This is a genomic window from Mucilaginibacter sp. L196, assembly GCF_009765905.1.
In the GTDB taxonomy this organism is placed as follows: Bacteria; Bacteroidota; Bacteroidia; order Sphingobacteriales; family Sphingobacteriaceae; genus Mucilaginibacter.
In genome coordinates, this window is record NZ_LMUO01000009.1 from 278,519 (window position 1) to 299,952 (window position 21,434).

Here is a 21,434-nt window from a genome sequence, read left to right on the forward strand (position 1 = left end):
GTGCGGCAACTAATCTCTAATCACCAACCTCTGATCTCTAATTAGTGCTTGTTACCGAACCCAAACTCTCTATAAGTATTTGGCATTTCGTTATTGCTGCTGAAGGCAAATACATAACTGGTACGCCAGCTTTCAAAATCAGCATCTTTATCTTTTATCTGGGCTGAATGGCGTGATGATAAAATATATACCCCTTCGCGACTAAGCTTGAAGTAAATCATACCGGCGTTGTCACTGCTCAGTTTTTGGGGGTACACGTTTCCTCCTACTGTTTTAACGTATAGCATTACTGTAGCCACGGCTAAGGGTTTGCCTTTAAAATTTACCTGTGCCGATATGTCGTCGCCATAATTAAATTTATATGGATTGTCTTTAAGGATAATCTCGTAATCGTCATTCAACGGCTTGTCAAATGCTTTACCACCCGGATCGCCTACCTGAACTAAGGTTTTCATATAAAAAGTATATCTTTCCTTATAAAAAAGCTGGTTGCTGTTTTTTACCTTATCAGCAATGTTATCCGGATCATCAGCATCTAATGATCTTAAAAATTTGCTCCTGCTCATTTCATTGGCCGCAGGTTTAGTTGTCATGGAGATTAGGGTTAATCCATCCTCTTTAATCGGGTAGCTTACTGCCGAATCGGCACCTGTTACAACGCCATTCAGATCGAATTTTTTCTTTCCCTCATACATAAACACACTTTGTGTGTTGCTTTGTTGAAACTTAACGTCGGTTTGCTTGGTAAAATCATCGGTTGCTATGATATGCATATCAAGCTTGTCGCCTTTTTGCAGAAAAAACTTTTCAGGTATTAAATAATAATTCTGAGCATGAGCAATAAAACCTGACGAGGCAAGTAATATAGAAAGTAACAAACGAATACTTTTCATAGTATAAAAGGAGTTGAGTTTGTAAACATACAAAGTTTTAAAAACATCAGTAGTTTAGCTATATGAATTTTGACCGAAAAAATTTAAATAATGACGATTTAATCGCTTTGTATAGGAATTTGTTACTTCCAAGGCTGATTGAAGAGAAAATGCTGATCCTGTTAAGGCAAGGCCGCATTGGCAAATGGTTTTCGGGGATAGGGCAGGAAGCCATTGCCGTGGGCTGCACATTAGCCATGCAAAAGGACGAGTATATACTACCCATGCACCGAAACCTGGGCGTTTTTACCGCCCGCGAAATACCATTAGCCCGGTTGATGGGCCAATGGCAGGGTAAGGCTTCGGGTTTTACAAAGGGACGTGACAGGTCGTTTCATTTCGGCACACAGGAATATAAGATAATTGGTATGATATCGCACCTAGGCCCTCAATTGGCTTTAGCAGATGGGATAGCGCTGGCTGATGTTTTAAATAATAGAAAAAAAGCAACCCTGGCTTTTACCGGGGAAGGGGGAACCAGCGAAGGCGATTTTCATGAGGCGTTAAATGTTGCCGCGGTTTGGAACCTGCCGGTAATATTTATTATTGAAAACAATGGGTACGGCCTATCTACCCCAACTAAAGAACAATATGCCTGTAGGCGTTTGGTTGATAAAGCGGTAGGTTATGGTATGGAGGGTCGCCGGATTGATGGGAATAATATTCTCGAAGTTTATCATACGATTAAAGGTATAGCAGAAGATATTCGTGTAACCCCGCGCCCGGTTTTGGTGGAGTGTATGACTTTCAGAATGAGGGGCCATGAAGAAGCATCGGGTACAAAATATGTTCCTGAAGAGTTATTTACGGAATGGAAAGCGAAGGACCCGTTGTTAAATTTCGAAAAGTATTTAATTAATGAATTTGTGCTTCGCCCGGAATGGCCGCAATATATCAGGAATGAGTTTAACAAGGTTATTGATGTTGAAATAGAGAAGGCATTCAACGAGCCTGACATTGTACCGGATGAAAATATTGAGATAGCGGATATGTACCAAGCATATCAAATGCCTGTTATAGCTTCATCTGTTGACAGCACTAAACGGAGATATATTGACGCCATAAGTGATGGTTTAAGGCTGAGCATGCAGAAATACCCGAACCTGGTTATTATGGGGCAAGATATTGCTGAGTATGGAGGGGCCTTTAAAATAACCCAAGGTTTTGTTGAGGAGTTTGGAAAAGGCAGGGTACGCAATACGCCTATTTGCGAATCGGCTATTGTGGGGGCTGCTATGGGATTGGCCATAAACGGCGGCAAGGCGGTTGTAGAAATGCAATTTGCCGATTTTGTGACCTGCGGCTTTAACCAGGTTGTTAACAACCTGGCCAAAACTTATTACCGCTGGGAACAGAACGTTGATGTGGTGATCCGGATGCCGGCCGGTGGCGGTACGTCGGCGGGGCCGTTTCACTCGCAAAGTAACGAGGCCTGGTTTACCAAAACTCCTGGATTAAAAGTCGTTTACCCCTCAAACCCGGCAGATGCCAAAGGTTTATTGATGGCAGCTATTGATGACCCTAACCCGGTAATTTACTTTGAGCATAAATATTTATACCGCAGTAATTCGGGCGATGTGCCGGAAGGCGATTATTTTGTTGAGATTGGCAAGGCGAAAATTGTTCAGTCGGGAACAAAAGCAAGCATCATTACTTATGGGTTGGGCGTTCATTGGGCTTTAGAATACGCGGCTAAACACCCGGAGTTGTCGCTGGAAATTATTGACTTGCGCAGTTTACAGCCCTGGGATAAAAGCACTGTTGAGGCGAGCGCTAAAAAAACGGGACGCGTTTTGGTTTTGCATGAGGACACTTTAACAAGTGGCTTTGGTGCGGAGATAGCAGCACATTTGGCTGAGCATTGTTTTGCTTATCTGGATGCTCCGGTAATACGATGCGCCAGTTTGGATACGGCCATCCCGATGAATAAGGAGCTGGAAGATCAGTTTATGGCTAAAAGCAGGCTGGAGGAGAAGATGGGGGTTTTGCTTAATTATTAAGATTTCAAAGAACAGGGTTTGCTCTTTTCTCAAGAGCTGTTGGGTGGAAGCGGTTAAATAGCGGACAATCTGATAAACCCCACCCTTCCCCGCCCCAGGGCGGGAATCGCACGAGGCCAATGCTTCCTTTTTGGGGGCTTTCGGGCTTGGGGTACATACAAATTTCGGGAATAAGGGTGGGATAAGTGCTGACAGTGTTTTGTCAGTAGTTTTTGTCATTCTGAGCATAGCGAAGAATCTGTAAAGTAGTTTGCACCGTACGGATTCTTCGTTCCTCAGAATGACAATTTTATTTGATGAAGAGTTTTTTAAGCGGCTCTATAGGTAGGGGATTGCCACGCTTCGCTCGATGACGATTGTGGAAGGTTTGAGATTTCAAAAATTGCATTGTACGGACATTTCTGGTTTCCCGAGGAAAATCTATTGACTTACCTTTATTTTAATAAACATTACCTAAAATTATTTTTTATGATACCTGTAAAAGGATATGCGGCGCAATCGCCGACAACAGATCTTGCGCCCTGGAATTTTGAAAGACGTGAAGTAGGGCCTCACGATGTGCAATTTGATATTCAATTTTGCGGCGTTTGCCACTCTGATCTTCACCAGATAAAAAATGACTGGTTCCCGGGTATATTCCCGATGGTGCCTGGTCACGAAATTGTTGGCCGTGTGGTAAAAGTAGGTTCGCATGTAACCAAATTTAAAGTAGGCGACCTTGCCGGAACCGGGTGTATGGTGGACTCTTGTCGTGTTTGCGAAAACTGTAAACAAGATTTGGAGCAATATTGCCTGAATGGAAGCTCACAAACCTACAATGGTTTAGAGCAGGACCATAAAACGCCAACATATGGTGGTTATTCAAACTCGATAGTAGTACATGAGGATTTTACATTACACATATCGGACAAGTTGGATCTGGCCGCTACCGCGCCATTATTATGCGCAGGTATTACCACATACTCGCCATTACGCCATTGGAAAGTTGGAAAAGGACATAAATTAGCCGTTTTAGGTTTAGGCGGACTAGGCCACATGGCGGTTAAATTTGGTGTTGCTTTTGGCGCTGATGTTACTGTATTAAGTACATCGCCAAGTAAAGAAGCCGATGCTAAAAAATTAGGCGCCCACCATTTTGTGGTAACATCTGATCCTGAACAGATCAAAGCGGCTAAAGGAACATTCGATTTTATATTGGATACTGTTTCTGCAGAGCATGATTTTAATATGTACCTATCGTTATTAAGAACCAACGGTACCATGATATGTGTTGGTGTGCCATCTAAACCAGCTGAAGTTGCTGCGTTTAGCTTATTGGGCGGCAGGAAAAGCCTTGCAGGTTCGGGTATCGGCGGTATTGCCGAAACTCAGGAAATGCTTGATTTTTGCGCGGAACACAACATTGTTTCGGATATTGAAATGATCGATATTAAAGATATTAGTACAGCTTATGAGCGCATGCTTAAAGGCGATGTGCGTTACCGTTTTGTGATCGATATAGCTACGTTGTAGTTTTGGATTTGAGACGTGAGATAGGAGATCAGCTACAGAAAAATTTTTCTGTAGCTGATCTCCTATCTTGTTTATAGCTAATGAGTACGATTTGTTTTTGGCTTAAAATCTCAAATCTCCTCTCTCAAATCTCACATCTATTTTCTAATTTTGCGCCTCAATAAAATATTATGGCTAAGGCATCTGATATAAAAAATGGTAATATACTTCGCTTTAACGGCGAGCTAGTGCAGGTTGAAGAATTTTTACATCGTACACCGGGCAACTTACGTGCGTTTTACCAGGCACGTATGCGTAATGTTAAGTCGGGCAAATTGGTAGAGTACCGTTTTCGTACGGATGAGGAGGTTGATATAGCCCGTGTAGAAACCAGCAACTACCAATATTTATATGAAGATGGCGATGCCTTGGTGATTATGGATAATGAAACCTTCGATCAGCACAATGTGCCTAAAAAATTATTTGGTACCGCGGTGAAATTCCTGAAAGAAGGCATGAATGTGGTTGTTGCTTTTGAAAGCGATGAACCGATAATGGGGCAGATACCAAATTCTGTTGAATTAGAAATAGCTTATACTGAACCTGCTGTTAAAGGTGATACCTCAGCTAGCGCATTAAAAAATGCTACTGTTGAAACCGGGGCAGAAATTAAAGTTCCATTGTTTATTAATATTGGAGATAAGGTGAAGGTTGATACCGGAAGCGGCAGCTATGTTGAGCGAGTGAAAGGGTAATTGTTTGTGAGGACACAAACAATGGAGAAAAAAAGAGCGGGGTGTCATGCTGAGGCACTCGAAGCATTAGCGTAAAGGCCTTTGCCCGCATGCTTCGAGTGCCTCAGCATGACACCCTTTTTAATCTTACGAACACCTATTGCGGTAGGTTGTAATCAACCTGTATAGTCGGCAACAACGTAACATCATCAATTGGCACCTGGTTTACAGATACAATTGGGTGGCGTTGTTTATAATATCGGTATACTTCTTTTGCCAATGCCGCGCTTTCAATAGCGGGAGGGTTAAAGTTAACTGTAAACGAGATAATAAAATCATGCAGTTTTTCATGATCGGGTATTATCCATTTATGGTTAGATTTTTTTAGTGCTTCGATTACTGGTGTAGTTAGCATATAGTCATCGGCATAATAAATGATGATCTTTTTAACATTTCCGTTAGGATCGGCAGTGAATTTTAGCACTACCGTACCGGTAGCCTTTTTCTGTATGATCTCCGGAGATACAGTTAAGCTATCCTTAAAAAAGCGATTCATAATAGTAACGCCCCCCTGAAATGGGAAGATCAACTGGTCCTGAGCTTTGCTATAAACGGATGTTAACAGAAACAAGGCAATGATAATACCGCCTTTTATAAAAAATTTATTCCCTTGGGTCTCTTTTTGTGCCTTCATAAAGCTCGTATTCAAATAAGCGGCAATCAAGCTTGCCGTTGTAAAACTCAATTTTTCTTGAAGCCCGTAGTCCGATCTTCTTTGCCAGATCGGGGTTGCCGGTAAAAACATAACCCCTATAACCCAGGCATTTTTTCTTTAAAAAATCACCAATACGTTTATAAGTGATCTCCAGTTTAGTATGTACACCCAGGCGCTCGCCGTATTCGGGGTTAAACATTACTATGCCCGGCTCGGCAGGTACTTCGGTATCTTCAAAATCACAAACAGCAAACTCTATCAAATGTTCTACCCCTGCGGTATTTGCATTTTTTTGTGAGATGTCGATGGCATCTTGTGATATATCTGTCGCTATAATTTTAAATTTAATTTCCTTCTTGGCTTTATCCTTAAGCTTGCGTCTTTCAACAAAAAATACCTGCTCGTCATAACCCATAATATGCATAAAGGCATAATTCATACGGAATAGGCCGGGATGTTTATCGGTAGCTAATAAAGCAGCCTCGATAGCTAATGTGCCAGAGCCACACATGGGGTTAATAAAGGTGCTTACCTTATCCCAATTAGTTGCTATGATAGTTGATGCCGCTAAGGCTTCGAGCATTGGTGCTTTGCCGGGTATTTTACGATAGCTGTGTTTGGCCAATGTTTCGCCGGAGGTATCCAGGAAAATCTCAGCCTTATCATCCTGCCAGTACAGGTGGATAACAGTTTTGTTTGATTCGGCACCTGAATTTGGGCGTACGCCTTTTACTGACCGGATACGGTCGACAATGGCATCCTTAACTTTAACGTTGGCAAACAACGGGGTTAAAATGTGCTCGTTATTAACGTTTGAGGTTATGGAGAAGTAACCTGTGAAATCGATATACTTTTCCCATTCAATTTCAACAAGGCCATCGTATAACTCTTTCGGATCGGCGGCGGTAAAGCTCTTTAATAAATAAAGCACCTGGCTTGCGCAGCGCAGGTTAAGATTTAACGGGATACAATCGTTTACGGTTCCTGTAAGTTCAATGCCGGTGGGGAAAACACGGTCGGGTATAAATCCCAGCGCCTCAACCTCTTGTTGAAGGTATGGCGACAGCCTTTTATTACAGGTTATTATGATTTTACTATCGGTGGAGAAAACTGACATGGCGTTGTTATTCAACTACTTAAATTAGACGAGTAACGGATAAGTACATTAATAAACGAATCAACCAAATAATCAGTTATTAATATTCATTCTCCTGTTGCCTTTCGATGATAAGTAACTATAAATGAATTGCAAAAATAGCTAATAAAAGTTAACCTGCAATTCTATAAGGGGCCGAACGATGATATTCATCATCTATACAGGTATCACCGCACAACAGAATAATACAAAAGCTATATTTACACAGTCAATTGAAGTTAATGCGTAAAAAGAACAAATCCATTCCTGTAAATACAATGGCCGATGATTTTGACGCAGGTATTTCTATTGAAAGAATGTCTTTAAGCACTGCAGACGAGGCAAGATTAAACTCTTCAGACGAAGCAAAATTAGCACACCGGCACGACAGTCATTCCTTTTTTCTGCTTGAAAAAGGGACTGTTAATATTGAAATTGATTTTCAAAAGTATATCATTACGGCACCGTCAATTATTTACGTTCACCCGGATCAGGTACATCGTACCACGGCATTTGACAATATGACCGTATGCAGTTGGGCAATCACCAATGAAAACCTGAACCCGGAATACCTGAAACTGCTGGAAAGCATTACTCCCGCAAAACCGTTGGTGTTAAACGAAGAAACGTTTTCCCTTATTTCCGAAGCGGTATTGCTTTTTATGAAATTTGCTGAAAGAAAAAGCGATAAGCTATTTCACTCCTTACTAAAAGATAGCTGCAACGCGTTAGTTGCGTTAGTTGCTTCGCAATATTTAGAATCAGCAAAACCAATTGATAGGCTTTCCCGGTTTGAAATTGTTACCAAGACATTTAGGGAAATATTAGAACGTAATTATACCACAACCAAACGCCCGGCAGATTACGCCGAAAAATTGAACATAACTACGCCCTACCTGAACGAATGTGTTAAAAACGCAACGGGCCACCCTGTTTCGTATCATATACAGCAGCGTGTAATTTTAGAAGCAAAACGATTGCTTTATTATTCGGATAAATCGGTAAAAGAAATTGCTATACAATTAGGCTATGATGATTATCCTTATTTTTCACGACTGTTTACCAAGGTTACAGGAATGACAGCCTTGTCTTTCCGGAATAAAAACTTCGATTAGTCCAATACTTACGCTGTGTTGCCATTTTTTCTTGTTGCTGCGTGATGTTCCTTTGCCGTGTTAAATTAACTCGTATAAAAATGGAATCATTAAAAGATAAAAAAATACTTATTTCGGGCGCAAGCATAGCCGGATTATCCACCGCCTATTGGATGAACAAATTAGGTTATCTGGTGACCGTTGTTGAAATTGCCAGTCAGCCCCGAATTAATGGTGCAGCTATAGATATACGTGGAGAAACCGCGGACATTGCTAAACGCATGGGTATTTATGATGAATTAAAAGCGAACAGGTTACACGTTGAGCTAATAGAGTTTAAAAATGCAGACGATACTACAGCACGCTCGATGCCGACGGGAAACGAGGATGCGGAACTGCCCGATGATGATATCGAAATTGAACGGGATAAATTTATTACCATTTTATATAACGACCTGAAAAATGATGTTGAATTTATTTTTAACGACAGCATCACCACGTTAGAGGAAACAGAAGACGATATAAAAGTTACTTTTAAAAGTGGCGCAGAGCGATCTTTTGACCTGCTGTTTGGTTGCGACGGCTCACATTCGGGTGTGCGAAAAATATGGTTTGGCGAGGAAAGCAAATACACGCATTTTCTTGACGCATATTTCTCCATCACGACAGTAAATAAATTACTGATAGAACAAAAAACGATGCAGATGTATAATGAGCCCGACAAATCGGTTATGCTGAATGCCTACAACAATAAAACCGATATTATTTTTTGCTTCTTCTCCGAAAATGAGATCTCATATGATTATCGTGATATCGCCCAGCAAAGAAAAATTATTGCAGAACAGTTTACCGGGTTGGGCTGGAGAACCACCGAATTATTGGAAGAAGTACAGGGTTTGGAAAACTTTTACTTTGATAAATTTTGCCAGATAAAAATGCCATCGTGGACAAAAGGGCGGGTGGCGTTGGTGGGTGATGCCGGTTATTGCGCTTCGCCTGCTGCTGGGATGGGTGCATCGTTGTCAATAAGCGGGGCCGCAGCATTGGCGGATGCTTTAGTAAAAAACAATGGTGATTTTGAATTGGCATTTGAGGATTACAATAAAGATCTACGTCCGTTTATTGAGGAGATTCAGGCCATAGCTGAATTAAATGTGAGACAAAATTTTATCCCGAGAACGGAGGAGGCGATTCGTAAAAGAAATGAGCAGGAGAATCCTTTTTAGGTGAATGTTGGGTGGGCTTTTTAAGTTTTGTAATTGCGGGGAGGAACGAAGATGCAACTCATAGATATACTGGGTATACCGTTTACTTTTTCCATGTTTACCTTTCTTTGGTATCGCTGCGCTAAGCGTTACTTTCTTTTTCCGCAAAAGAAAGTAACCAAAGAAAACTCCCGGCTGCGCCTGCCTCTGTTATTGTTAGTGCTTTTAGTTGGGCCTGTGCTAACCGAGCCAGACGATGCCGGTTTTTGAGGTGAACGATGGCTTGTGCTTTTAAGTTTAAACGTCATTGCGAGAACAAAGCAATCTCTAAGCTATACAGATAAACTTAGTCGTGCGTCAGGTGTGGGTTGTCATGCTGAGGTACTCGAAGCATAAGCGCAAAGGCCCGCCCACATACTTCGAGTACCTCAGCATGACAGCCTTTGCGCACGTTGATACTTACCAATAGCTATTGCTGACATGGTAGCGCGTTTGTGGAAAACTTGAGCAATATTATTGGGAATTTATGGATCAAATAATGCCCAAATTAATTTGATACCATTAACTTTACATTTTAATACTTTTTAAAGCTATGGAAATTAAAGGTAAGGTACATGAAGTGTCTCCAACCGTTCAGGTTACAGATTCACTTAAGAAAAGAGAATTGATACTTGAATATATTGAGAACCCTCAATATCCTGAATATTTGAAGTTTGAAGCGATACAGGATCGCTGTAATTTGTTGGATAATACTAAAGTTGGCGATGATGTTGAAGTTTTCTTCAACCTTAAAGGCCGCCCGTGGACAGATAAAGCGGGTAAGAAAACATATTTCAACTCATTACAGTTGTGGAAAGTGAATGTATTATCAGGCGCAGGCGCTACAGCCGGCACACCTGCATATGCTCCGCCTGCTGATATAAGCTCACAGCCGGATGAGGATGATTTGCCTTTCTAATTAGTTTGCAGTTGCTGGTTAGCAGTTTGCATTGTATAACAGTCAAAATAAAAGAGCCTTTCAGACATTCTGAAAGGCTCTTTCTCGTATACTTAGAATTAGAAAATGTTGCAAACCTCTACCGGCAACTGCAAATCAACCTATTCTTTAACTATTTTCTTCACCGTTACTTTACCCGCCTGTTTTACTTGCAGATAATAAGTGCCGTTTAGGCCCATGGCAAATGTTGTGCTAAATTTGCCGTTAGTAGCTTTTGCAATCCAAAGTATGGTGCCTTTGCTATCTTTTAATTTTACTTCTGCTACGGCTTTTGATGGCAGATTAAACATCAATAACACTTTCCCGCTTGAAAACTCGGGAGCCAGTGTCAGGTCCATCAAATCAAGCATCTCCATTTGTAAGTTTTCATGATTTGTCGCATCAGCATCCAGTCGGCCAAAATGGTCTGATACATGAAAGGTTACATGGGTGCTTATGCCCTCATTATCTGTACTGGTAAATATGAAATTCTGAGTGTTCTTACGATCAAATCCCATACGGTCGCCTCTGTCATGGTCGCCGCTTTCCATTGGGTGGTATTCATGCATTTCTACATGGTGCTTATCCTCTATGCGCATTTTATACTGAAGGGCAAAAGTTGAGTCACCTTTTTTATGTCTGTGCATCATATCACCATTGTTAGCCATCGGAGCATCTATTGTGACGTCTTGTCTTTTTACAGATGAAATATTACCAATATTCTTTAAGGCCTCGCGGCGGTCTTTCCCTGAAAGATCTCTGATGTTTTTTCCGTTTACAGTTGTATCGCCATTAACAATGGTAATATCCATATCTTTAGTGCTACTTTGTGCAGAAACCAGCGGGGGTAATCCTAAAATTGCCAGGATACAAAGAGAGAAAATAAATTCATAACCGGGTTTAAATGATCGCTTTTTCATAATATGTTTAGTTAATTAATATCAAAGGTAGTAAAGTGTTGTTTCTCAACTTGTAACAACAACGTTATAAAGGTAAATATTGTGTTAAAAATTGTTAAAAGAACGCATTGTCGGTTTATTTAAAATATTTTTGTTTTGAAAGATGAAAAAGAGAAGCATTAGGCTTATAATAGGATTGATGACTGTGGCGCTTTTGGGCGTGGTAGCCATGCAGTTATATTTTTTAAGGCAGTCTTACCTTATGCAATCAGAGCTTTTTGATCGTTCAGTTAACGAGGCTCTTAACAATGTAGTTAACAAAGTTACTAAGCAGGACGCTGTTAATTTTTTAAATGACAAGGCTAAAATTGATCAGCAAAAGCGGGTGCATTATAACATGCTTAAAAATGCCGATACTACCGCCAGTGTATTATTTAAACCTACAAAAAAGAAAAATAAAAGGCTTACCCTAAGAGAAAGACGAATTGCCTTATTGCGGGATAGCCTGAAAAGAATGATCGCCAATAAAAAAATGGATGATGAGCTGGAAGGGATGCTCCAAAATGGCTCGATCAAATTTCAGATAAGGATTGACGAATATACAGACGAGTTTGGGGTGGTACGAGGTCAGTTTACGCCCGAAATTGTTAGGAGCAGCCAGAAAAATGTTAAAATAAAAAGGCCACGGGTACTTCATAAATACGATACACTGCATTATGTATACAGCGACCCGCAGTTTGGTAAACAAATAATTTCTGTACCGCAATTAAATCCGCTATGGCAACAAGAGCAGGCGCGCAAAGCCCGCGAAAAGCAGTTTAAACTGGTAGAGAAGCTATTGGCTACCGACTCGATGCAAAATATTAAAACCGGTAACGCTGCTGTTATTGAAAACCTGGCCCAGGAATACCAAACTTTTAGCGAGCCGTTAAAAGGCCGCTTGAACGCTATTTTTATTGATACTTTGTTACGGTTTGAATTGCATAACCAGGGGATATACCAGCCATATAGCTTTGAGGTATTAACCGCGAACAATGATTCGCTCATTTTTTCGAAGGCGATGGATATGGCGGGCGAGAAACCTGTGTTTATTAAAGCAAATACTTACGAGACGGCTATTTTTAGTAAGGATGTGATTAGGGATCCGGGGAAAATTAGAATAGCCTTTCCGGATAAGAATTCGCTGATATTAAGCAAGATGACTGCTAATATGGCTGCAACAGGCGGGTTATTGCTGGTCCTTGTTTTTTGCCTGGGGTATACCATTTTCTCCATTATCAAACAAAAAAAGGTATCGGAAATGAAAACCGATTTCATTAACAACATGACCCACGAGTTTAAAACTCCGGTATCAACCATTATGATAGCAAGCGAGGCGTTAAGGGATCAGGAAATTGTTGCTGATAAGGCGCGGATTACAAGGCTTGCCAATATAATTTATGAAGAGAACGCGCGTTTAGGTAGCCACATAGAAAGGGTGTTAAATGTGGCACGTATTGAAAAGAACGACTTTAAGCTGGAGAAAAAACCGCTTGATGTAAATGAAATGATCAATATAGTGATTGATAGCATGTCGCTTAAATTGCAAAAACATGATGTTCAGTTAACCTTGCATTTGGATGCTATAAATGCTATTGTTTTGGCAGATGAGTTGCATTTTAGTAACTTGATATACAACCTGATTGACAACGCTATAAAATACAGTACCTCAACCCCTGAAATTACCATCAGTACGGATAATAAAGGCGACCAGATAGTAATAAAGGTAGCAGATAAAGGCATTGGCATGAGCCGCGACCAGCAAACTAAAATATTTGAACAGTTTTATCGCATACCAACCGGCAACCTGCACGATGTTAAGGGATTTGGTTTAGGATTAAGCTATGTAAATACCATTGTAAAACGCCTTAATGGCGTAATAAGCGTACGCTCAGAAAAAGACAAAGGGTCGGATTTTGAATTGAAATTTCCCCTGGCATAAAAATAGTCGGGAAGTCTGGAAGACCGTAAGTCCGAAAGATTAATCCGCTTTATCGCAATAATAAATAAACAACATGAAAAAAATATTATTAGTTGAGGACGACCCCAATCTTGGCTTACTACTGCAGGACTATCTGCAGTTAAAAGGAAAATTTGATGTTGTTTTATGTAAGGATGGGGAAGAAGGCTTACGGGCATTTACCAAACAAATTTTTGACCTGCTGATTTTGGATGTGATGATGCCCAAAAAGGATGGGTTTACATTAGGTAAAGAAATCAGAAAGATAAACGCTCATGTACCCATCATCTTTGCTACGGCTAAGGGAATGATTGAGGATAAAATGCAGGCATTTAATTTAGGCGGCGACGATTATATCACCAAGCCATTTCGTATTGAGGAATTGCTGCTGCGTATAAACGCGTTATTAAAGCGAACAGAAAACTCAGAGAAAAAAGAAGAAGAGAAGCAATCGCACTTTAAAGTTGGCCGCTACGAGTTTGACTATACCGGCCAAACCATATCTATTGATGATCATCATCAAAAGCTTTCAACCAAGGAAGCAGAATTATTGCGCCTGCTTTGTCTGCGCAAAAACGAGGTGTTGACCCGTGAAGAAGCGTTATTGAACATTTGGCACGATGATAACTATTTCAACGGACGAAGCATGGATGTTTTTTTAAGCAAGATCCGCAAATATTTAAAAGATGATCAGAATGTGGAGATTATCAACGTACATGGTAGGGGATATAAGTTGCTGATAAATTAGTTTCGTCCCCTCATACTAAAAACAGTTTTATCCATTTTTGGCGGTTCGTTTTCGGGATAATTGTAGGCGATGCTATTTAAGTAGTTTGCAATACGCAGGCGTTCCTGCCAGGTTAGGTTACGATAATATGCAGCATGATCAGCAGCTTCTGTTGCTGTTTGTGCTTTAAAGGCTGTTCTATCTAACCTGTACGAACTCATACTTCAAATATAAGCAATATCATATTGAATGTGTATCTCGAATTATTCCAATTCTACCCTTTGATGCTGATACGGTATTTCAATATTTTCGAAGCCATGGTCTTTTAGGGTTTTGGAAAAATGCTGTTGAACATCATATTCTCCGTGGACTAGAAATAGCTTTTTAACTTTCTTCGGGTCCTGGCAGGATAGAAAATGCAACAGATCCTCGTAATCGCCATGCGCACTCATGGATTTAATGGCGTGTACCTCCGCCTTAACTTCATATTTTTCACCGAAAATATAAACTTCATGGTCGCCTTTTATTAAATGGCCGCCTAATGAGCTTGGCTCGCAATAGCCCACCATCAAAATGGTGTTTTTTTGATTGCCGATATTGTTTTTAATATGATGTTTAACCCTGCCGGCCTCGGCCATGCCTGATGATGATATGATAACACATGGCCTGGGATCACTATTTAACGCGATTGATTCCTCTGTTGATTCTATAAAACGCAAGCCTTTGAATCCAAAAGGATTGGGGTCAGTTTTTAACACCTCGGTAACCGCTTTATTGTATTCTTCGGGATGGTCCATTAAAATGCGGGTGGCTTTTTCTGATAGCGGGCTATCTACATAATAGGGCACCTCCGGTAAAATGCCTTTCAGCTCAAGCGCGTTTAGGGCATACAGCAATTCCTGGGTGCGGCCAACGCTAAACGCCGGGATGATGACTTTACCCTGCTTAATTACGCAAGTTTGCTTTATAATAGCTAACAATTCATCTTCGATTGGTGCCAACTCTTTGTGCAGAGAATCGCCATAGGTCGACTCCAGCAAAATATAATCGGCCTGCGGGAAGGGTTGCGGGTTTTTAAGCAGCATATCGCCGTAGCGGCCAACATCACCGCTAAAAGTTATATGGGTTTCCTTGCCATCCTCCAAAACGGTTAGATGCATTGCAGTGCTGCCTAAAATGTGCCCGGCATCTGTAAACTGGAATTTTATGTGTGGAGAGATCTCAAATTCAGTATGGTAATCAACTATTTTAAACAAGTGGAAGGCTGCAGTTACATCATCTTCTGTGTATAACGAAGTTAAAAGCGGCAGTCCTTTTCTCGCCCGGTGTTTATTGCTGTACTCGGTATCCTGCATTTGAATTTTGGCAGAATCCAGCAGTAAAATCCTGACAAGATCCATCGTTGCGGATGTGCAGTAGATCTGCCCGGCAAAGCCTTCAGCTACTAATCTCGGTATTAATCCACAGTGATCTATATGCGCATGAGAGAGGATCATGTGGTCGACCTTTTTTGGGTTGAAGCCAAAGTGCTCATTCAGGTCTTCGGTTTGCTCGCCCATGCCCTGGAACATGCCGCAATCCAATAAAACTGTAGTGCCATCATTTAATTGAAGCAGGTGTTTGCTGCCGGTAACAACACGGGCGGCGCCATGAAAAGTTATATGCATAATTTAGATATAGGCTTTTATAACCGCAACCTATCGTAAAATGTTCGATTTTTAAAATATTATTTGCATAACTAATTATTTAGTTATAGCTTTACTTTATAAAACTAAATAATTAGTTGGTTTATGGCTGATACAATTTAATCATGGAAATAAAAGAATTAACCCGTGCGGAAGAACAATTGATGCAAATATTGTGGCAATTGGAAAAAGGATATGTAAAAGATATTATAGAGGAATTACCTGAACCTAAACCTGCCTATAATACGGTCTCCACTATCATCAGGATATTGGAGACTAAAGGATTTGTTGATCATACGGCTTATGGCAAAAGCCACGAGTATTTTCCGATCATCAGCAAAGATGAGTACCAGAATTTTGCTACCGATAAATTGATGAACGGCTATTTTGATAACTCGGTAAAGCATATGTTTTCTTATTTCGTGAAGAAAGAGAAGATAGACCTGAAGGAAGCCGACGAGATAATGAAACTGATTGAAAAACTTAAAGATAAATAGTTATGAACTGGTGGCAATATTTATTACTGGTAAATATTTACCTGGTGCTGTTTTACGGTTTTTATGCTTTGCTCCTACGTAAGGAGACCTTTTTTCAGCTTAACCGTGTTTATTTGGTTAGTGCTTCGGCCTTATCATTTTTTATACCGGTGATACAAGCGGGGTGGGTGCAAAACTTGTTTATAACCCAGGAAGTACATTATGCGGTATATGGTAGCCAAATAACTATTGTGCAATTAAAGCCGGTAGCAAATGTGCCGGTTAGCATTGGCCAGGTATTAGCCTGCCTGTATTTTATTGGTGTTTTGTTTTTGGTGGGAAGGCTTATTTGGCAACTGGTTGTTTTGAATAAGATCATCAAGGGCGATCAACAGGGGGTAGCTTATTCGTTTTTTAAAAAGATAAAAGTTGACCAGCACGCGGATAACAATTCCATCATCAATGCACATGAGCAGGTACATGCCCGGCAATGGCACTCGGCCGATGTATTTATAATTGAAGCAGTAATGATTATCAACTGGTTTAACCCGGTGGTGTATTTTTATCGCAGGGCTATAAAGCATGTGCATGAGTTTATAGCGGATAGCCATGCTATTAAAGCAGCAGATAATAGGGCAGATTATGCCATGCTATTACTTACCAAAGCGTTTGAAGTGCCAACCCATAATTTGGTTAACCATTTTTTTAACCATAGCCTATTAAAACAACGTATCGTTATGCTTCAAAAAAATAAATCACAGCGGATAAAATTGATAAAGTACGGGCTATCTGCCCCGTTATTTGTTTTGATGCTGGTGTTATCTTCGGCAACGGTAAACAACAGCAAGGCTGTTAAAATTATAAATCTGAAGGCAGAACAAGTGTTGGCAACACCGGCAATAACCAGTACGATGACTAACAAGCCCACAGATCTATCCAATCAAAAACCTGCTCATGTTGTAACCATCACAAAACCTGAAGCCCCAACAGCAAAAAAAACAAGCACGATTGACCTAATGGATACGGTGACTATAAATAATTCGCAGATTTTTGCAGCTGTAGAGCAAACGCCGAGTTTCCCAGGAGGAACGGATGCTTTTTATAAATTTTTAGCCAGGAATACGGTATATCCTGAGGCAATGAGGGCTAATAACATACAAGGAAAAGTTATTGTAACTTTTGTTGTAGAGAAAGATGGTTCATTAAGTAATTTACGCGCACTTAAGGGGCCGGGTTATGGCGCTAATGAAGAGGCTGTAAGAGTTGTTTCTTTATCACCTAAATGGAAGCCGGGTTATCAAAACGGAAAAGCCGTGCGTGTGCAATTTACAACGTCACTAATGTTTAGTTTGTCAGATGCAGAAGCCGGTACTGTAGCTAATGCGGATACAGGAAAAAAACCAATTGACATTGTATTGGTGCCACCGGGAAAGGCTGACCCCATTTATATTATTGATGGTAAGGAAATGAAATCGGCAGATTTCAAGTCGCTAGTAAGCCCGAATGATATAAATAGTATTTACGTTTTAAAAGATAAAGCAGCCGTAACACAATATGGCTCAAAAGGAAAGAATGGCGTGATACTAATATTTACAAAGTCATACAAAGGCCCATTGCCACCGGCGGCTACTATTACTACTAATAGTAAATAAATTTTAGACAGCATCTGTGTTAATTGGTTGTGTAAATAATTGTTATATTTATTTACACAACCAATTGAATCATGAACTGGAAACTTATCTTCCAAATGTCCCTCTTCGGGTTGATAATGGCTTTCGGCACCGTATCGCTAATTCCTGAAAGAACCGAGATTATTTATTGGATAGTGATATTTGTTTTTTGCGCCTTTGTGATCGCGAAACAATGCGCGGAGAAACAGTTTTTGCATGGCTTTTGGTTAAGTATGATAAACAGTGTTTGGATCACTTTTGCGCATATTTATTTTTACAAAACATATGCGACTAAACATCCTGATGTTGCGGCGATGGGGGTAAATATGCACTTCTTAGCAAGCCACCCCAGGTTATTAATGCTGATACTCTGCCCGGTATTCGGAGCGGCTTTCGGCTTATTGCAGGGATTGTTTGCCTTTCTTGTTTCGCGGTTCGTAAAAGCGATGCCTCCGGTTGCTTAAAAAATTTGTTACTGTATACGTTTAGCGATTGAAATTATTGAAAAGCGTTAAATTCAAGGCTGGGCTATTACTCTCAAGAGGGGAACTGTAATAACTCCCATATTGTCATCGCTAAATACGTTGTTATCGTAAAATCTCTTTAATATCTTCGGCAGATAGCGATTTAATAAAGCTGTCTTCGGTAGTTATTAAGGCACGGGCTACACTTAACTTGCGGTGCTGCAGGGCCAATATCTTTTCCTCAACCGAGTCTTTAGTTATAAATTTATAGATGAATACATTTTTGGTTTGGCCGATACGGTGCGTGCGGTCAATGGCTTGTTGTTCAACTGCCGGGTTCCACCATGGGTCGAGTATAAATACATAATCGGCTTCGGTTAAATTTAAGCCAACGCCGCCTGCTTTTATCGATATTAGAAATACCTGGGTATCCTTGTCTTCCTGAAAATGCTTTACAATATCGCCACGGTTTTGTGTGCTGCCGTCCAGGTAATCGTAAGGGATGCGCTTTTCATCAAAGTAATTGCGGTAGATGGTTAGCTGCTTAACAAATTGCGAAAATATGAGCACCTTATGCCCGCCCTCAAGTACGTTGGCAAGCGTATGCACCACATTCTCAAACTTGCCTGAATCACCCTCATATTCGGCATCAACCATTGATGGGTGATTGGCTATCTGCCTTAATTTTATCAGTCCTTGTAAAACTTGGATCTGGGTTTTGGCATAAGTGCCATCTTCAAGGCTTTTCAATAACTCGTTACGATATTCTGATTTTACCTTTTCATAAACCGTTGATTGCTCCTCGGTCATTGGGCAATAAAGCAAGGTTTCGGTTTTGGGTGGTAATTCTGTGGCTACCTGTTCCTTGGTACGGCGTAAAACAAAAGGTTTTATTAAGGCTTGCAGTTTGCGGGCCTTGTCCTCATCTTTTTTCTTTTCTATCGGGGTTACAAACTCGTTTTGGAAGTATTGCTGTATGCCCAATAAGCCAGGATTAATGAACGACATCTGTGTCCACAAATCATTAACTGAGTTTTCTACCGGCGTGCCGCTCAATATCAGCTTAAATCTTGATTTTAACTGGCGAACACTTTGATATGATTTTGATGATGGGTTTTTGATGTTCTGGCTTTCATCCAAAATCACATAATCAAAAAAGAACTCTTTAAACAAATCAATATCTATTCGGCTGATGCCATAGGTAGTTATCACCACATCATAATTGCTAAATACTTCAGGCGATTTATAGCGCATGGTACCGGTATGCACCATCAACCTTAATTTTGGTGTGAACTTTTTGGCCTCGTTAAGCCAGTTGTATATCAACGAGGTTGGCATAATAACCAGCGATGTGCTTTTGGTGCCGCCGGCTTCGGTATCTTCCTTGTGTTTTTGCAATAGGGCCAGCGCTTGGATGGTTTTACCCAAACCCATATCATCGGCCAAGCAGCCGCCAAAATGATAGCTCTTTAAAAAGTGAAACCAATTATAGCCAGCCTTTTGATAAGGGCGCAAATCGCCTTTAAAGTGCTTAGGCAGGTCAATGTCCTCCAGCGTTTCAAAGTCTGTAAGCTTTTGCAGCTTGCGCGTCATGGTGATATTGGCCAGTTCGCCCTCGGCTAATTCATTTACCAGGCCAATATGCTGGCGGCGTAACTTAAGTTCGGCATTGCCTTCGCTAAAATGTAACAGGTTGCCGTATTGCGAAAACCATTTTTCGGGAATAACGGCAATCTCGCCTGACGGCAGGGTAAACTCCTTTTTATGGTTTAGGATATGATTTTTTAGCTGTATGAATGGTATGCGGTATGGTCCGAAATATACCACAGCGTAAATATCAAACCAATCATTATTCTCTTTAACCTCCAGGTCTATTTTGCTGGTGCCGAAAACATAGCGTTTCTGGCCTTCGGGTTGCTCTATTTCAAAACCAAGCTGCGAGAGTTCTTCGTGATGCTGGTTGAGCCACTCAAATATCGAGAATGAGCGGTCGGCGTCCTCATCCTTAATATCAACCTCGAGGTTCTGGAAAAGTGATGATGCGGTTTTAAGCCCCATCTTCTCTAACTCAGCCATCTTGTTTTTTTCCCAGGTGAGGGAGCGTTTGATGCGGTGGAACATATATTCATCGCCATCCTTCTCCATCCTTACCGAAACATGCCGCCCATCCCCATAAGGGAAAGTATAGCCGGAATATTTGAAATAAAGCTGCAACTGAGACGTGCCATTTTCTACATAAATAGGTTTTATGATAGGCTGCGATTCATGTTTCTCGGTGTTGATGGTAAAGCCTTCGGCATAAACGCTGTGCTTTTCTATCAGCGGGATTACAAACTTCTCGAAATAAGATTGCTCGGAAGAGCGGGGTATGGCAATGTAGCGTTTGTTTAAAAACGGGAGTAGCTTTTTGCCCTCTATCTCTTTTTCAAAATAATATAGCGTGTCTTCCAGCAACATCCAGGCGGGGTGGTTGCTGATGATCTCGGCATTTTTGAACATGAACTCAATGCGCATGCCCTGGTATTTGATGGTGGGGAAATACCTGATCTCCTCGGCATCGCGCCTGAAATGGAATAGTACAGTTGCCGCTTCGGTGGCTATTTGCAGTTTCCGCTCCGCGGGATAGCCCTCCTTGCTCATTAAATAAATGGGCTTATTCCCGAGCAATATCAACGCTTCGCCAATCCGTTTTTCCATTTTTGGGCGGATGGTATCAAAAAGCTGATCGGTAAATATCTTGGTAAAAAACTCAAATGGGCGGATGGGTTTTTTATAATATTTTTTGATGACGTTACCCTGCTCAATCTCCTCCAGCATCTTAATCAGCTTGATGTCGGTATCATCAATAAAATTAGTAAACTCTTTGGCTGTGTTTGAGAATAAGCGCTGGTAGGTAAGGGAAAATTCGCCGTTTGGATTAAGCTGAACGATATGCGGTTCGATAACGAACGACAGGTACTCATGCCGTGCTATAGCATAAATTATCTGGCAAGGTTTTGTACTGTCAACTCGTAGCATCCGTTTCTATCAAAAATTTATAGAAGCTACATCAACAAAAAATTCAAACGTAAACAGAATTTACAGCAATTGAAAGCATTTAATATTAAATATTTGTTAAGTGTTTGATTTTGGATGCGGATAATAATATTATTACCATTATTTAACAACTGAAGTTTTGACAATAGGCAACATACTACGCAATTAAATTTGTCGTTTTTATGTGGTAACTTTA

The 21,434-nt window shown here is 40.7% G+C and carries 19 protein-coding genes; 12 read left to right on the forward strand and 7 right to left on the reverse strand.

The window, feature by feature from the left end:
• Positions 1-41 precede the first annotated feature (41 nt).
• On the reverse strand, positions 42-893 hold the full coding sequence (locus tag GSQ74_RS04820) for a DUF4198 domain-containing protein (protein ID WP_158990630.1): 852 nt from the start codon (positions 891-893) through the stop codon (positions 42-44).
• Positions 894-955: 62 nt separating this feature from the next.
• On the opposite strand from GSQ74_RS04820, the gene GSQ74_RS04825 reads away from it, so the two are divergent.
• The 3 genes from GSQ74_RS04825 to efp all read left to right on the forward strand — a co-directional run bounded on the left by GSQ74_RS04825 (position 956) and on the right by efp (position 5,178).
• Positions 956-2,932, forward strand: a complete 1,977-nt coding sequence (locus tag GSQ74_RS04825; protein ID WP_158990632.1) for a thiamine pyrophosphate-dependent enzyme — start codon at positions 956-958, stop codon at positions 2,930-2,932.
• A gap of 468 nt (positions 2,933-3,400) precedes the next feature.
• Positions 3,401-4,444, forward strand: a complete 1,044-nt coding sequence (locus tag GSQ74_RS04830) for an NAD(P)-dependent alcohol dehydrogenase (protein ID WP_158990634.1) — start codon at positions 3,401-3,403, stop codon at positions 4,442-4,444.
• Positions 4,445-4,614: 170 nt separating this feature from the next.
• Positions 4,615-5,178, forward strand: coding sequence for an elongation factor P (gene efp / locus GSQ74_RS04835; protein WP_158990636.1), 564 nt, complete (start codon positions 4,615-4,617; stop codon positions 5,176-5,178).
• Positions 5,179-5,314: 136 nt separating this feature from the next.
• On the opposite strand, the gene GSQ74_RS04840 is transcribed toward efp, so the two are convergent.
• The gene (locus tag GSQ74_RS04840) at positions 5,315-5,851 is read right to left on the reverse strand and encodes an energy transducer TonB (protein WP_158990638.1); all 537 of its coding nucleotides are present in this window, start codon (positions 5,849-5,851) and stop codon (positions 5,315-5,317) included.
• On the reverse strand, positions 5,820-6,989 hold the full coding sequence (locus GSQ74_RS04845; protein ID WP_158990640.1) for a class I SAM-dependent RNA methyltransferase: 1,170 nt from the start codon (positions 6,987-6,989) through the stop codon (positions 5,820-5,822). The genes GSQ74_RS04840 and GSQ74_RS04845 overlap by 32 nt, the downstream gene beginning before the upstream one ends.
• 260 nt (positions 6,990-7,249) lie before the next feature.
• Between GSQ74_RS04845 and GSQ74_RS04850 the strand changes: the two genes are divergently transcribed.
• The 4 genes from GSQ74_RS04850 to GSQ74_RS04865 all read left to right on the forward strand — a co-directional run bounded on the left by GSQ74_RS04850 (position 7,250) and on the right by GSQ74_RS04865 (position 10,264).
• The gene (locus tag GSQ74_RS04850; RefSeq protein ID WP_158990642.1) at positions 7,250-8,122 is read left to right on the forward strand and encodes a helix-turn-helix domain-containing protein; all 873 of its coding nucleotides are present in this window, start codon (positions 7,250-7,252) and stop codon (positions 8,120-8,122) included.
• Positions 8,123-8,202: 80 nt separating this feature from the next.
• Positions 8,203-9,327: an FAD-dependent monooxygenase gene (locus GSQ74_RS04855; protein ID WP_158990644.1), complete on the forward strand. Its 1,125-nt coding sequence runs from the start codon at positions 8,203-8,205 to the stop codon at positions 9,325-9,327.
• A 51-nt stretch (positions 9,328-9,378) separates the two neighbouring features.
• Positions 9,379-9,576 (forward strand): hypothetical protein, encoded by a 198-nt coding sequence (locus GSQ74_RS04860; protein ID WP_158990646.1) that lies wholly within the window; start codon positions 9,379-9,381, stop codon positions 9,574-9,576.
• Between the two features lie 322 nt (positions 9,577-9,898).
• Positions 9,899-10,264, forward strand: a complete 366-nt coding sequence (locus GSQ74_RS04865; RefSeq protein WP_158990648.1) for a DUF3127 domain-containing protein — start codon at positions 9,899-9,901, stop codon at positions 10,262-10,264.
• A gap of 140 nt (positions 10,265-10,404) precedes the next feature.
• Here the strand turns inward: GSQ74_RS04865 and GSQ74_RS04870 are convergent, their stop codons facing one another.
• Entirely contained in the window at positions 10,405-11,202 is a 798-nt protein-coding gene (locus GSQ74_RS04870) for a T9SS type A sorting domain-containing protein (RefSeq protein ID WP_158990650.1), read from the reverse strand.
• Between the two features lie 142 nt (positions 11,203-11,344).
• On the opposite strand from GSQ74_RS04870, the gene GSQ74_RS04875 reads away from it, so the two are divergent.
• Both GSQ74_RS04875 and GSQ74_RS04880 read left to right on the forward strand, forming a co-directional pair.
• Entirely contained in the window at positions 11,345-13,162 is a 1,818-nt protein-coding gene (locus GSQ74_RS04875; protein ID WP_158990652.1) for a sensor histidine kinase KdpD, read from the forward strand.
• 73 nt (positions 13,163-13,235) lie between these two features.
• Positions 13,236-13,928: a response regulator transcription factor gene (locus GSQ74_RS04880; RefSeq protein WP_174236911.1), complete on the forward strand. Its 693-nt coding sequence runs from the start codon at positions 13,236-13,238 to the stop codon at positions 13,926-13,928.
• Here the strand turns inward: GSQ74_RS04880 and GSQ74_RS04885 are convergent.
• Both GSQ74_RS04885 and GSQ74_RS04890 read right to left on the reverse strand, forming a co-directional pair.
• Positions 13,925-14,128, reverse strand: a complete 204-nt coding sequence (locus GSQ74_RS04885; RefSeq protein ID WP_158990654.1) for a hypothetical protein — start codon at positions 14,126-14,128, stop codon at positions 13,925-13,927. The genes GSQ74_RS04880 and GSQ74_RS04885 overlap by 4 nt on opposite strands.
• A 42-nt stretch (positions 14,129-14,170) precedes the next feature.
• Entirely contained in the window at positions 14,171-15,574 is a 1,404-nt protein-coding gene (locus tag GSQ74_RS04890) for an MBL fold metallo-hydrolase RNA specificity domain-containing protein (RefSeq protein ID WP_158990656.1), read from the reverse strand.
• A 143-nt stretch (positions 15,575-15,717) separates the two neighbouring features.
• Between GSQ74_RS04890 and GSQ74_RS04895 the strand changes: the two genes are divergently transcribed.
• The 3 genes from GSQ74_RS04895 (at position 15,718) to GSQ74_RS04905 (ending at position 18,202) form a co-directional block, all read left to right on the forward strand.
• Complete coding sequence (locus GSQ74_RS04895; protein ID WP_158990658.1) at positions 15,718-16,089, forward strand: BlaI/MecI/CopY family transcriptional regulator; 372 nt, start codon at positions 15,718-15,720, stop codon at positions 16,087-16,089.
• A gap of 2 nt (positions 16,090-16,091) precedes the next feature.
• A complete protein-coding gene (locus GSQ74_RS04900) occupies positions 16,092-17,720 on the forward strand; it encodes a M56 family metallopeptidase (protein ID WP_158990660.1) in 1,629 nt (542 codons plus the stop codon).
• Positions 17,721-17,791: 71 nt separating this feature from the next.
• On the forward strand, positions 17,792-18,202 hold the full coding sequence (locus GSQ74_RS04905) for a hypothetical protein (RefSeq protein WP_158990662.1): 411 nt from the start codon (positions 17,792-17,794) through the stop codon (positions 18,200-18,202).
• A gap of 123 nt (positions 18,203-18,325) precedes the next feature.
• Here GSQ74_RS04905 and GSQ74_RS04910 read toward each other — a convergent pair whose 3' ends face one another.
• A complete protein-coding gene (locus GSQ74_RS04910) occupies positions 18,326-21,220 on the reverse strand; it encodes a DEAD/DEAH box helicase (RefSeq protein WP_158990663.1) in 2,895 nt (964 codons plus the stop codon).
• Between the last annotated feature and the right edge of the window lie 214 nt (positions 21,221-21,434).